1 protein-coding gene is annotated in these 14,870 nt (G+C 75.7%); it reads right to left on the bottom strand.

The window, feature by feature from the left end:
• Positions 1–39: 39 nt before the first annotated feature.
• Complete coding sequence (locus HPY32_RS43725) at positions 40–14,856, bottom strand: type I polyketide synthase (RefSeq protein ID WP_216675862.1); 14,817 nt, start codon at positions 14,854–14,856, stop codon at positions 40–42.
• Positions 14,857–14,870 lie beyond the last annotated feature (14 nt).

Here is a 14,870-nt window from a genome sequence, read left to right as displayed (position 1 = left end):
TTCCAGTCAACCCGTCGCGGGACCCGGAATCTCCTAGATCTAGTCCACGCCGAGCCCGTCGATGATGTCGAAAAGCTCGCCGTCGGAGGCACTCTCGATCAGTTCGGCGGGATCGGCCGGTTCGGCGCCCGCACCGAGCAGCCCGAGCACGTCCTGCAGGCGCTGCACCAGCGCCTGCCGCGCCCGGTCGTCCCCGTTCAGGCCGCGCGCGATGCCCTCCAGGCGAGCGATCTCGGCCAGGCCGGGACCGTGCTCGTCGGCGGGCAGCAGCTCGTCGAGCAGCCCGGCCAGCCGCCGCATGTTCGGGTAGTCGAACAGCATGGTCGCGGGCAGCCGCAGGCCGGTCGCCGCGCCCAGCCGGTTGCGCAGCTCGACCGCGGTGAGCGAGTCGAAGCCCACATCCAGGAAGCCCTGATCCACCGGGATCGCGTCGATCGAGGAATGACCCAGCACCAGCGCCGCCTCGGTGCGCACCAGATCGAGCAGGATCTCCGCCCGCTCCTCCTCGTCCACCCCGCGCAACCGATCGAGCACACCGGTGGCCGAGGCGGTCGCCGGGAGCGCCGCGGAGGCCGCGACAGCCGGGGCCGCGGGCGCGATCGCCGACAGCAGGGCCGGGACGCCGCCGCTGGCCGCCCGCAGGGCCGGGATGTCGAACCGGGCCGCGACCACGGTCGCCGTCCCGGCCGCCACCGCCGCGTCCAGCAGCGCCAGCGACTCGGCGGTGTCCATCGGCACGACGCCGCCGCGCGCCAGCCGCGCCCGGTCGGCGGCGCTCAGCTCGCCGGTCATGCCGCTGCGCACCGCCCACAGGCCCCAGGCGATGGAGACGACCTCGCGGCCGCCGCCCCGCCAGCGGGTGGCGAGGGCGTCGAGCGCGGCGTTCGCGGCCGAGTAATTGGCCTGTCCCACACCGCCGAAGGTGCCCGACAGCGAGGAGAACAGCACCAGCCGCGCCTGCGGCAGCCGCTCGGCGAGCCGGGTCACCGCATCCACCTTGGGGGCCAGCACCGGCGCGATCCGCTCCGGCGTCAGCGATTCGATCGCGCCGTCGTCGATCACACCGGCCGCGTGCACCACGGAGTCGACGCGCCCGTCGGCCGCGGCGATCGCGGCGGCGACACCGTCGTCGGTGGTGAGATCGGCGGCGACGATCTCGACTTGCGCACCGAGCCCGGCCAATTCGGCGCGCAGGTCCTCGGCGCCGTCGGCGGCCGGGCCGCGGCGACTGGTCAGCACCAGCCGCTCGACCTCGGGCCGGGCGGCGAGATGCCGGGCCACGGCCGCGCCGAGCCCGCCGGTTCCGCCGGTCACCAGCACGGTGCCCCGCCAGGCCGGATCGGCCGCGGCCGGGCTCGCGGCCGGGGTCAGCCGCGGCACCCGCAGCTGTCCGTCCCGCCAGGCCAGCACGGGTTCGCCCGAGGCCACCGCCGCGCCGACCGCGGCCTCGGTGACCTCGTGTCCCGGCACCGACGCGGGCGCGTGGTCCAGCACGACGAACCGATCGGGGTGTTCGGCCTGGGCGGCGCGCACCAGGCCGAGCACGGCCGCGGCGGCCGGATCCGGCGCGTGATCACCGGCCGCGCAGGCGGCGGTGGTGAGCACCACGAGCCGGGCGTCGGCCCGCTGCGGCAGGGTCAGCCACCGCTGCACCAGCAGCAGCGCGGCCCGGGTCGCCGCCGCGGTCCGCTCCGGCAGCGTGCCGTCGGCGGGAATCGGCGCGGGCACCACGACGGTGCCGCCGATCTCCCCGCCGACGCCCATCAGGTCGGTGTGGAATTCGACCGCGGCCGGCGCGGTGACCGGCGTCGACGCCGGGACCCAGTCGACGCGGTACATGGTCCGGGACCGCGCCCCGGCGAGCACCGCGCGCGGGACCGGACGCAGCGCCACCTCCTCGACCCGGCCGATCGGCGTCCCCGCGGCGTCGGCGAGGTCGAGCGCGACCGTATTCGGGCCGGTCGCCCGCATCCGCACCCGCAGCGCGGCCGCGCCGCGGCGGTCGATGCGCACCGACCGCACCGAGAACGGCATCACCGCGCCGTCGCCGGGATCGCGATCCAGGGCGATGGTGTGCAGGGCGGCGTCGAGCAGCGCCGGATGCAGTGCGGCGCGGGCGGCGTCGGTGGCGATGTGCTCGGGCAGCGCCACCTCGGCGAGCACCGCGTCGCCGTCGCGCCACGCGGCCCGCAGGCCGCGGAACGCCGGACCGTAGGCGAAGCCGCCGTCGGCCATCCGCTCGTAGAGGCCGGTCACGGTCAGCGGCGCCGCACCGGCGGGCGGCCACGCGCCCGGCAGTTCGGCGGTCCCGGCGTCGACCGCGCCCAGGGTGCCCTCGGCGTGCCGGACCCAGTCGCCGCCGTCCTCCCGCGCGTCGACGGTGAGCATCCGGCTGCCGTCCTCGGCCGCCGCGTGCACCCGGGCCTGCACATCCACGCCGCCCGCCTCCGGCAGGACCAGCGGCACCTGCACGGTGAGTTCGCGGACCGCGCCCGCGCCGCTGCGGGCGGCCGCGTCGAGCGCCAGCTCGAGGTAGGCCGTCGCGGGCACGATCGCGGCGCCGCCCACCGCGTGATCGGCCAGCCAGCGATGCGAGGTCACCGACAGCCGCCCGGTGAACAGGTGCTCGTCGGCCCCGGCGAGCGCGAGATGCCCGGCCAGCACCAGCTGCCCGGTGGCCGCCAGGCCCAGCGACTCCGGCGTCACCGGCACCGGCGCGTCGAGCCAATAGCGCTGGTGCGCAAAGGGATACGTGGGCAACGTGGGCAGCACGGCGGCAGCGGGGACGGCCGGTTCGCCGGGCCAGCCCGGCAGGTCCGCGCCCGCGACCCACAGGGTGGCCGCCGCGCGCTGCGCCGCGAGTGGTTCGCGAATGTTCTTGTCTCCCAGGCAGGCCGTGACCACCGCCGGGTGGTCGGCGGCCACGTGCCCGGTCAGCGTGGCGTGCGGGGCGAGCTCGAGCCAGCGGCCGACGCCGTGCGCGCGCATCGCCTCGGCGACGGCGGCGGCGAAGCGCACCGGCGCGGTGAGCTGGCCGGACCAGTGCCGGGGGTCGGCCCAGGCCGCGCGGTCGACCGCCACACCGGTGTGGGTGGAGATCACCGGCAGCGCCGGGTCGTGCCACTCCAGTTCGGCGGCAACACGTTCCACGGCCGCGGCGGCGGGGGCCATCAGCGGCGAGTGGAAGGCGTGGCTGGTCACCAGCCGCGACACGCGCAGGCCGTCGGCCCGTTCGGCCAGCACCCGCTCCAGGATCTCGGCGGGCCCGGACAGCACCAGGTTCGTGGCGCTGTTGTGGGCGGCGACGCTCAGGCCCTCCGGCAGGTCGGCGGTGAGCGCGGCCAGCCGGTCCGCGGTGGCCGAGATCGCGGCCATGGCGCCGCCCTCGGGCAGCGCGGCCATGGCCGTCGCGCGGGCGGCGACCAGGCGGGCCGCATCCGCCAGCGACAGCGCGCCGGACAGGTGCGCCGCGGCGATCTCGCCGACGGAATGCCCGACCAGCACGCCGGGCGCGAGACCCCAGCTCTCCAGCAGCCGGTATCCGGCGACGTGGTAGGCGAACAGCGCGGGCTGCGCCCAGCCGGTTCCGGCCAGCAGTTCGGCGTCGTCGCCGTCGATCACGTCGGCGATCGAACCGGTCAGGTGCGCGTCCACCGCGGCGCGGGCCGCGTCGAAGGCCGTCGCGAACGGCTCGAAGCTCTCCCGCAGCAGGCGGCCCATGCCGAGCCGCTGAGAACCCTGGCCGGACAGCAGGATTCCGGTCGGGCCGGGCACGACCGCGCCGCCGACCACGCTCGGCTCCGCGGTGGCACCGGCCAGCACGACGCCGCGATGATCGAACACGCCGCGGTGGCGCAGCGCGGCCGCGACGGCACGCCGCGGAACATCCGGTGTCCACCGAGAGGCCATGGCGTCCAATGCTTCCCGCAGGGTCTCGGGGCTGCGCGCGGAGACCTGCCACGGCACCACCTCCGGCTCGGCCACCGCCTGCGCCGCGGCCTCCGCCGGGGCCTGTTCGACGATGACGTGCGCATTGGTGCCGCTGATCCCGAACGAGGACACCCCGATCCGCCACGGCCGCCCGGCATCGGGCAGCTCGACCGCGGACTGGGCGAGTCGCACGGCGCCGCTGTCCCATTCGATCCGCGAGGACGGCGTCTCGGCGTGCAGGGTGGCGGGGAACCGGCCGTGCCGCAGCGACAGCACCGACTTGATCACGCCCGCGATGCCCGCCGCCGCCTGGGTGTGGCCGATATTGGACTTCAGCGCGCCCAGCCACAGCGGGTGCGCGCGCTCGACCGCGCCGTAGGTGTTCAGCAGCGCCTGCGCCTCGATCGGATCGCCGAGCCGGGTGCCGGTGCCGTGCGCCTCGACGGCGTCGATATCGGCGGGCGACAGGTCCCCGGCGGCGAGCGCGTCCCGGATGACCCGTTGTTGCGCAGGGCCATTGGGGGCGGTCAGGCCGTTGGACGCGCCGTCGGAGTTGATCGCCGAGGACCGCAGCAGCGCCAGCACCGGATGCCCGGCCGCCCGCGCGTCGGCCAGCCGCTCCAGCACCACCACGCCGACGCCCTCGGCCCAGCCCGCGCCGTCGGCGTCCTCGGCGAACGCGCGGCACCGCCCGTCCGGCGAGAGCGCGCCCTGGCGGGAGAACTCGATGAAGGTGTCCAGCGACGAGATCACGGTGACACCACCGGCCAGCGCCAGTGAGCACTCCCCCGTCCGCAGCGCCTGCGCGGCCATGTGCATCGCCACCAGCGACGACGAGCACGCGGTATCCAGGGTGACCGCCGGGCCTTGCAGCCCGAAGGAATACGCCACCCGCCCGGAGGCGACGCTGCCCGCGCTGCCGGTGGCCAGCTGCCCCTCGTAGATGCCGGGTTCGGCGGACAGGCGGGAGCCGTAGTCGTGGTAGTTGGATCCGACGAACACGCCGGTGCGGCTGCCGCGCAGCGACGCGGGCGCGATCCCGGCCCGCTCGAACGCCTCCCAGGAGGTCTCCAGCAGCAGCCGGTGCTGCGGGTCGATGGTCAGCGCCTCGCGCGGGGAGATGCCGAAGAACTCGGCGTCGAATCCGGCCGGGTCGTCCAGGAATCCGCCGCCGGTGGTGGCGAAGGTGCCGCGGTGTTCGGGGTCCGGATGGTAGCGCCCGGCGACGTCCCAGCCGCGGTCGGTGGGGAAGGCGACCACGGCGTCACCGCGCCGTTCGAGCAGGTCCCACAGGTCCTGCGGGCTGGTCACCCCGCCCGGCAGGCGGCAGGCCATACCGACGATCGCGATCACGTCCTCACCGGTCGGCACCGGCCTCGGGGCGAGGGTGTCCGCGGTCGGCTCGGTCGGCGTCACCGCCACGCCGAGGTCCGCGCTCCAGCGCGCGAGCAGGTGATCGGCCAGCTCGTCGACGGTCGGGTAGTCGAAGACCAGCGTCACCGGCAGCCGCACCCCGGTCGCCCGGACCAGGCGGTTGCGCAGGTCGACCGCGGTGAGCGAATCGAAGCCGAGATCGCGGAAGGTGCGGTCGGACACCACATCTCCGGGCCCGTCCAGCCCGAGCGCCGTGGCGACCTCGGTCCGGACCAGCCGCCGCACGGCCGCCCGGCGCTCCTCGGCGTCAAGCCCCGCCAGGATCGGCACGTCCGATTCCTGCGCGGCCGGTGCGGGCGCGGCCTCGGGAATGCCCGCCAGCGCCGGGAGCGGCCGCGACGCGGTCAGCACCTCGGCGTGCCGGGCCCAGTCGACATCGGCGACGATCACGTGCGCCGCGCCGGAGCCGACGGCCGCGGCCATGGCGGCGACGGCGGATTCGGGATCCATGGGCAGCACGCCCTGGCCGCGCAGGCGATCGGAAACCGCCTCCGCGAGACCGTCGCCCGCCCACGCGCCCCAGCCGATGGCGGTCGCGGGCAGTCCTTCGCGCCGCCGCCATTCGGCGAGCGCGTCCAGCGTCGCATTGGCCGCGGCGTAGGCGCCCTGCCCGGACCCGCCGAGCGCGCCCGCCATCGACGAGAACAGCACGAACGCATCGAGTTCGCGGTCGCGGGTGAGTTCGTCCAGGTATTGGGCCGCAAGCACCTTCGGGGCGCACACGGCCGCCGCGCGATCCGCGTCGAGGTCGGCGATCAGCTCGTCGTCCACGATGCCCGCGGTGTGCACCACGGCATCGGGCCGGTAGGTATCCAGCAGCGCGGCCAGCGCGGCACGGTCGGTGACATCGCAGGCGACCACATCGACCACCGCACCCTGATCGATGAGTTCGGCGCGCAATTCGGCCGCGCCGGGAGCGTCGGGTCCGCGGCGTCCGGCGAGCACCAGGCGCTGCGCCCCGGCCCCGGCCAGCCAGCGGGCCACATGCCCGGCCAGCGCGCCGGTGCCGCCGGTCACCAGCACGGTCCCGCGCGGCGTCCAGGCGGACCGGGCCGCAGCGCGGGAGGCGTGCTCGAGCCTGCGCACGAACAGCCCCGCCGGACGCACCGCCACCTGGTCCTCGCCCGCCAGCGCACCGGCACCGGCGAGCACCGCGGCGAGCAGGCCGCCCGTCCGATCGTCCAGTCGCGCAGGCAGATCCACGAGCCCGCCCCAGCGATCCGGATACTCCTGGGCGGCGATCCGCCCGAGACCCCACACCCCGGCGGCGCGTTCGTCGACGGGATCGGCGTCGGTAGCGGGGATCGCGGCCCGGGTCGCGCACCACACCGCTGCCGTCGACCCGACGGTGGCGCGCAGCAGCGCCGCGAGGGTGAGCACACCTCCCGGAACCGCGCCGACCGGCTCGGTATCGGGCAACAGCAGAATGCCCGCCGGATCGGTGCCGTCCTCGAGGCGCACCTCGGCGGCGGCAGGATCGAAGCGCCGCAGCGTCACCTCCGCGCCCGCGGCGGTGAGCGCCGCGACGACCTCGTCGGCCCGCGCATCAGTGGCCGTCTCGTCGGCCCGCGCATCGGTGGCGGTCCCGGCGGCCCGAGCGTCGGTAGCGGTCCCGGCGGCCCGAGCGTCGGTAGCGGTCCCGGCAGCCCGCGCATCGGTAGCGGTCCCGGCAGCCCGCGCATCGGTAGCGGTCCCGGCAGCCCGCACATCGGTAGCAGTCCCGGCAGCCCGCACATCGGTAGCAGTCCCGGCAGCCCGCACATCGGTAGCAGTCCCGGCAGCCCGCACATCGGTAGCAGTCCCGGCAGCCCGCACATCGGTAGCAGTCCCGGCAGCCCGCACATCGGTAGCAGTCCCGGCAGCCCGCACATCGGTAGCAGTCCCGGCAGCCCGCACATCGGTAGCAGTCCCGGTCAGCACCAGCCAGTGGCCGGTGAGCCGGGAATGCCCTGGGGCCGTGGCCGATACCCATCGCACCCGGTGCCGCCACGCGGCCACCGCGCCGTCGCGGTCGTGCCGCCGACGCCAGGCCGCCAGGGTGGGGAGCAGGCCGGATACGGCGTCGGCGTCGGTGCCCAGGGTCCGCGCCAGTTCGGCGGGATCCTGGCGCTCGACCACCGCCCAGAACTCGGCGTCACCGGCGGCCGCATCGGGCGCGGCCGTCTCGATGGCGTTGAGCCACAGGCGTTTCCGCTGGAACGGATAGGTGGGCACGGCGGCCGCGGCGGAGCGGTCGCCGGGCAGGACGCGGGTCCAGTCCACCGCGACCCCGGCCGTCCACGCCTCGGCCAGCGCGGCGACGACCCGGTTCAGGTCGCCCTCGTCGCGGCGCAGCGTGCCGCTGGCCGTCACCTCGTGCCCGGCGGCGTCGGCGGTCTCCAGCACGGCGGCCACCAGCACGGGGTGCGTGCCGATCTCCACGAACGCGTCGTAGCCCGCCGCGGCCACCGCCGCGACCGCGTCCGAGAAGTGCACGGTGCCGGACAGATTCGCGAACCAGTAGCCCGGTTCCGGGGCGGTGTCCACCCAGCCGGGCCGCGCGGTGGAGTACCACGGGATGTCCGGCGTGCTGCCGCCGATCCCGGCGAGCGCGCCGGTGATCGTCTCGGCCAACGGTTGCATGAGCGGCGAGTGCGAGGCGTAGTCCACCGGCAGCAGCCGGGTCCGCACGCCGTCGGCGGCGGCCTCGGCGAGCACCGCCTCGACCTCCTCCGGCGTTCCGGCCACGACCACCGAGGCCGGACCGTTCACCACGGCGACCACGACCGAGTCCCGACCGGCGAGCCGGGCCCGCACCGCGTCGATCCCCTCGCCGATCGAGCCCATCGCCCCGGTCCCGGCGACGCCGCGCAGCGCCAGCGCGCGGGCGGTGACCACCCGGGCCCCGTCGGCGAGCGACAGCGCGCCCGCGACCACCGCCGCCGCGATCTCGCCCTGCGAGTGGCCGATGACGGCCGCCGGGCGCACCCCGACCGATTCCCACATCGCGGCCAGGGCGACCATGAGCGCCCAGGACACCGATTGCAGGATGGCCACGTCCTCGAGCGCCGCGCCCGAGGTGTCGGCCACCGCGGCGCGGGCGTCGATATCGCTGACGGCGGCGATCGCGTCGGCGCATTCGGCGAACCGCGCGGCGAACACCGCGCCCGGACCGTCGGTGGCCGCCAACAGTTCCCGGCCCATGCCCGCCCACTGCGCGCCCTGGCCGGGGAAGACGAAGACCGTGCCGCTGCCGCGCGCGGCGACCCGCCCGCGGGCGAGCACCGCCCCGGTCGCGGCGTCGAGCACGGCCCGGTGTTCGAAGGCGGTCTTGCGCGCGAGCACCGCGGCCGCCGCCTGCGCCCCAGGGCCGTCGGCAGGCAGACCGCCCACCCCGGCGATCATCTCGTCCAGCGCGGCCTCGGTGCGGGCCGAGACCACCCACGGCACCGGGATCGGCGCGACGGGCACCGGCTCGGGGTCCCGGGTCGGCGGCTCCTCCAGGATCACGTGCACATTGGTGCCGCTCACGCCGAATGCCGAGACCCCGGCCCGGCGCGGCCTGCCGTCGGCGGCCCACGGGCGCGCCTCGGTCAGCAGCCGCACCGCACCGGACTCCCAGTCGATGTAGGGGCTGGGGTTGTCGGCGTGCAGGGTCGCGGGCAGTTCCGAATGCTGTAGCGCCAGCACCATTTTCATCAGCCCGGCCGCACCCGCCGCCGCCTGGGTGTGACCGATGTTCGATTTCACCGAGCCGAGCCACAGCGGCCGCTCGGGGTCGCGGTCGCGGCCGTAGGTGGCCAGCAGCGCCCCGGCCTCGATGGGGTCGCCGAGCGTGGTCCCGGTGCCGTGCGCCTCGACGACATCGACATCGTCGGCGGTGAGCCCGGCCCGGCGCAGCGCCGCCCGGATGACCCGCTCCTGCGCCTTCCCGCTCGGGGCGGACAGCCCGTTGGAGGCGCCGTCCTGGTTGATCGCCGACGCGCGCACCACCGCCAGCACCGGATGCCCGGCGGCCCGCGCCACCGACAGCCGCTCGATCACCAGCATCCCCGCGCCCTCGGCTAGGCCCATGCCGTCGGCGTCGGCCGAAAACGCCCGGCAGCGGCCGTCTTCGGACAGGCCGCGCTGGCGGCTGAAGCCGAGCAGCCCGACCGGCGCCACCATCACGGCCACGCCGCCGACCAGCGCCCGATCGCAGTCGCCGTCGCGGATCGACTGACTCGCCTGATGCAGCGCGACCAGCGACGACGAGCACGCGGTGTCGATGGTGACGGCCGGGCCCTCGAACCCGAAGCTGTAGGAGATGCGGCCGGACGCGACGCTGGTCGCCAGCCCGGTCACGATGTGCCCCTCGGCGCCCTCGGGCCCGACGGGGGCGTCGGTCGACCCGACCGTGCCGCCGAAGCCCTGATAGGCCGCGCCGATGAACACACCGGTGCGGGCGTCGGCGGCCGCGCGCGGATCGATTCCGGCGCGTTCGAGTGCCTCCCAGGAGGATTCGAGCAGCAGCCGCTGCTGCGGGTCCATGGCCAGCGCCTCGCGCGGCGAGATGCCGAAGAACTCCGGATCGAATTCGGCCGCGTCGTGCAGGAATCCGCCCGAGCGCGTGTAGATCCGGCCCTCGCGATCGGGGTCGGGGTCGTAGAGCCCGTCCAGGTCCCAGCCGCGGTCGGTCGGGAAGCCGCCGATCACGTCGACGCCGTCGTGCAGCACCTGCCACAGCTGGTCGGGGGTGCGGATGCCGCCGGGGAACCGGCAGGCCATGCCCACCACCACAATCGGATCGTCGGTCGCGGTCGCCGCGGGCGCGGTCGCGTCGTGCTCGATATCCACCGCAGCGACGCCGAGTTCGGCCAGCAGGTGGTCGGTGAGCGCGGTGACGGTCGGGTGATCGAAGACGACGGTCACCGGCAGCCGCACGCCGGTCTCGGCGGTGACGGTATTGCGCAGCGCCACCGCGGTCAGCGAGTCGATGCCCAGTTCCCGGAACGCCCGATCGGGGTCGACCTCGTCGCGGGCGGCGAAGCCCAGCGCGGCGGCGACGGCGTCGCGGACCGCGTCGAGCACCACCCGGCGCGGGTCGGTGGCCGCCGCCATCCGCGCACGCAGCGCCGACCCGGGACCGTCGGTGTCCGCCTCGGCCGCGGCCGTACGGCCCAGCGCCGCAGCCACATCCGGGACGCCGTCCAGCAGCGGACGCCGCCGGGCCGCGGTGAACACGGGCGCGAAGGTGTCCCAGTCGATATCGGCGATGGCGAGCAGGGTCTCGTCGTCCTCGAGCGCGTCGGCCATGGCGTCGATGGCCAGCGTCGCGGGCATGAACCGGATGCCGAGCCACTTCAGCTGGGTGGAGATGACGTCGCGGCCCATGCCGCCGCCCGACGCCTCCCAGATGCCCCACGGAATGGACGTGCCGACCAGCCCGCGGGCGCGCCGCGCCGAGGCGATGGCGTCGGCGACGGCATTGGCGGCCGAGTACGCGCCGTGATCGCCCGCGCCCCACAGCCCGGCGACCGAGGAGAACAGCACGAAGGCGTCGAGCTCGCGCCCGCGCTCCCCGTCGAAGAGGGCATCGAGCACCCGCGCGCCGGAGAGCTTGCCGCCCGCGCCCGCCGCGAACTGCTCGAGCCCGGTCTCGGCGAGCGGCACCAGAATGCCGACGCCCGCGGTGTGCACGACCGTGCGAATCGTCTCGCCCTCGGCCTCGATCCGCTCGACGACCGCGGCGACCGCGGCCGGATCGTCGGCGTCGCAGGCCACGATGGTGACCCGGGGACCCATCGCCTCCAACTCGGCGCACAGTTCCGCGGCCCCCTCGGCCTCGGGTCCGCGGCGGCTCAATAGCACGAGATGCGCTGTGCCCGAACGGGCGAGCATGCGGGCCGTGTGCGCGCCGAGGCCGCCGGTGCCGCCGGTGATCAGCGCGGTCCCCCGCGTGCGGCGACCGTTCGCGGCCTCGCGCGCCGGGCGCGTGGCCCGCTGCAACCGGCGCACCAGCGCTCCGGCGGCACGCAGCGCCACCTGGTCCTCGACGGGGTGGGCGAGGACGGCGGGCAGCAGCCGCACCGGATCGTCGGACGCGGGGTCGGCCTCCGGCAGGTCGACGAGCCCGCCCCAGCGGTCGGGGTGTTCGAGCGCGGCGACCCGCCCGAGACCCCAGACCGCGGCTTGCAGCGGCCGGGTGAGGTGATCGTCGGCGGCGGTGGTCTCCGCCCCGACGGTGACCGCCCACAGCGGAGCCGCAATTCCCTTGTCCCCCAGGCCCTGAAGCAGTCCGAGTGTGGTGACCACGCCCACCGGCAGGCCGCGATACTCGGGGTGATCGGACTCGGCGGCGGCCAGCAGTGACACCACGCCGTCCGGCTCGGCCGCGAATTCGCCCAGCAGCGCGGCGATGTCGGCGCGGTCCGCGGTGGGCTCGACGGCCACGTCGACCACCTCGATCCCGGCCGCGGCGAGCGCATCGCGGACCCGGGTGACGACGGCATCGCCGGCGGCGAAGGTGGTGGGGCGCACCAGCATCCAGGTGCCGGTGGCCGTGGCGGTGGTGTCCGGGTGCGGCTGCCAGCAGATCCGGTAGCGCCAGCCGTCGCGGGTGTTCTTGTCCGCGCGCCCGCGCCGCCACCGGGCCAGCAGCGGTACGGCCTCGGCGAGCACGGCCGCGGCCTCGCGCCCGGAGTCGATCGCGTCGCCGGGCAGCGCCTCCACCAGCGCGGCGATATCGTTGTCCGCCACGGCATTCCAGAACGCGGCGTCGGCTGGATCGGCGTCGGCCGCGGCGGCGGTCGGCGCGAGCCAGTAGGGGCGGCGCTGGAACGGATAGGTCGGCAGGGATACCGCCCGCGGGTCGACACCCGCGACGAAGCGTTCCCACTCGATGGCGACGCCGCCGACCCAGGCCTCGGCCAGGGCCGTCAGCACCCGGGTCGCGCCGCCCTCGCCGCGGCGCAGCGTGCCGCCCGCGGCGATCTCGACGCCGGTCGCGTCGGCCACGTCCTCGATGGCGGGCACCAGCACCGGATGCGCGCTGATCTCGAGGAACGAGTCGTAGCCCGCGTCCAGGAGCGCGGCGACGCCCGCGGCGAAGCGGACGGTGTCGCGCAGATTGGCGAACCAGTAGGCGGCGTCGGCGCTGTCGCTGTCGATCCAGTCGACATCGTGGGTCGACAGCCACGGCACCCGCGGCGCGGACGGGGTGAGGCCGTCGAGCGCGGCCAGCACCGGCTCGCGCAGCACCTCCATGCCCGGGGTGTGCGAGGCGTAGTCGACGGGAATGAGCTTGGCGCGCCGCCCCTCCGCCTCGGCGGCGGCGATCGCGGCCTGCACGCCCTCGACCGGTCCGGCGACCACGACCGCGGCGGGCCCGTTGATCGCGGCGATCTCGACGCCGTCGAGCTCGCGGATCCGCTCGGCGGCCTGCTCCGGGGTCTCGCCCAGCGAGGCCATCGCCCCCGACCCGGCCACCGCGCGCAACGCCAGCGCCCGGGCGGTGACCACGCGGGCGCCGTCGGCGACCGAGAGCGCACCGGCGACCACGGCCGCGGCGATCTCGCCCTGCGAGTGCCCGATCACCGCGCCCGGCGCGACGCCCGCGTCCTCCCACACCGCCGCCAGCGCGACCATCACGGCCCACGAAACCGGTTGCACCACACCGACATCGTCGAGACTGCGCTCCCCACCGTCGCGGAGCACCGCCACCACATCGGGACCGCCCGCGGCCTCGACCGCCGCCGAGCATTCCGCGAGCCGCCGCGCGAACACCTCCGCGGAACGGCCGGTGCCGTCCAGCAATTCGGCGCCCATGCCCGCCCACTGCGCGCCCTGCCCGGGGAACACGAAGACGGGGGCGTCGCCACCGGCGCGAACTCGCCCGCGCACCACGCCGTCTCCGGCCCGGCCCGCGGCCAGCTCCCCGAGCCGGGCCACCGCCTCGGTCCCGGGATCGATGAGCACCGCGCGGTGGTCGAACGTACTGCGCGCGCAGAGGGCGGCGGCCACCTGCCGCGCATCGGAATCACCCACGACCGCGGCCAGATTGGCGGCCATGGCCGACAGCGCCTCCGCGTCGCGGGCCGACAGCGGCCAGGCCACCGGCCCCGATATCGTTGCCACACTGCCTGTTTCGGCTTCTTCCGGGGCCGGGGCCTCCTCCAGCACGACGTGCGCATTGGTGCCGCTGCCGCCGAACGAGGAGATCCCGGCCCGCCGCGGCCGGTCCTCGACCGCCGCCCACTCCCGGCCGCCGACCAGCGGTTCGACCGCCCCGGCCGACCAATCCACATGCGGGGACAGCGCATTCAGGTGCAAGATGCCCGGCAGATACCCGTGCCGCAGCGCGAGCACCATCTTGATCAGGGCGGCGACACCGGAGGCCGCCTGGGTGTGCCCGGTGGCGCCCTTGAGCGCGCCCAGCAGCAGGGGCCGGTCGCGATCGCGCCCGTAGGTGGCCAGCAGGGCCTGCGCCTCGATCGGGTCGCCGAGCTCGGTGCCGGTGCCGTGCGCCTCCACCACGTCGATCTCGTCGGGCCGTAATCCGCTGCGCCGCAGGGCCGCACCGATGACCCGCTGCTGCGAGGGCCCGTTCGGCGCGGTCAGGCCGTTGGACGCGCCATCGGAGTTGATCGCGGTGCCGCGCAGCACCGCCAGCACCGGATGCCCCGCGCGGCGGGCCGTCGACAGCCGCTCGAGGAAGACGGTGCCGACCGCCTCACCCCAGCCGGTGCCGTCGGCGTCCGCGGAGAACGGCTTGCAGCGGCCGTCGGTCGCCAGGCCGCGCTGCCTACTGAATTCCACGAAGTTGCGGGCGGTGCCCATGATCGTCGCGCCGCCCACCAGCGCCGCGTCGCACTCGCCCGCGCGTACCGCCTGCGCCGCGAGATGCAGCGCCACCAGCGACGACGAGCACATGGTGTCGACGGTGACGGTCGGGCCCTCCAGCCCGAAAACGTATGCCAGGCGCCCGGATACGACCGCGCCCGAGGTGCCGGTCAGCACGTGCCCCTCGACCTCGGCGGGACCGGGGGTGCCGTACCCCTGGTTGCTCACCCCGACGAACACACCGATCTGCTGGCCGCTCAGCCCGCGCGGATCAATTCCCGCGCTCTCCAACGCCTCCCACGAGGTCTCCAGCAGCAGCCGCTGCTGCGGGTCCATGGCCAGCGCCTCGCGCGGGGAGATCTCGAAGAAGCCCGCGTCGAACTGCCCGGCCTCGTCGAGGAACGCGCCCTGGGAGGTGTAGGAGGTGCCGAGGTGGTCGGGGTCGGCGTCGAACAGGTGCTCGAGGTCCCAGCCGCGGTCGGTCGGGAAGGGACCGACCATGTCCCGCCCGCCGCGCAGCGCCGCCCAGAACGCCTCGGGGGTGGCGATGCCGCCGGGGAATCGGCAGGCCATGCCGACCACGGCCAGCGGCTCGGTCCGGCGGCCGCGTTCGGTCTCCAGCTCCCGGCGTGCCGCCCGCAGGTCGGTGGTGACGCGCTTGAGATAGTCGCGCAGGCGGGACTCGGTGTCCATGCAGTCGGCTCCTT

Source organism: Nocardia terpenica (assembly GCF_013186535.1).
GTDB classification, from domain to species: domain Bacteria; phylum Actinomycetota; class Actinomycetes; order Mycobacteriales; family Mycobacteriaceae; genus Nocardia; species Nocardia terpenica.
Note: the sequence above shows the minus strand (reverse complement) of the source record. Positions and strands in the feature narration are given on the sequence as shown.

What these genes read in the sequence shown, in the direction of transcription:
- HPY32_RS43725 (WP_216675862.1), bottom strand. Translation starts at nt 14,856, where the DNA reads ATGGACACCGAGTCCCGCCTGCGCGACTATCTCAAGCGCGTCACCACC.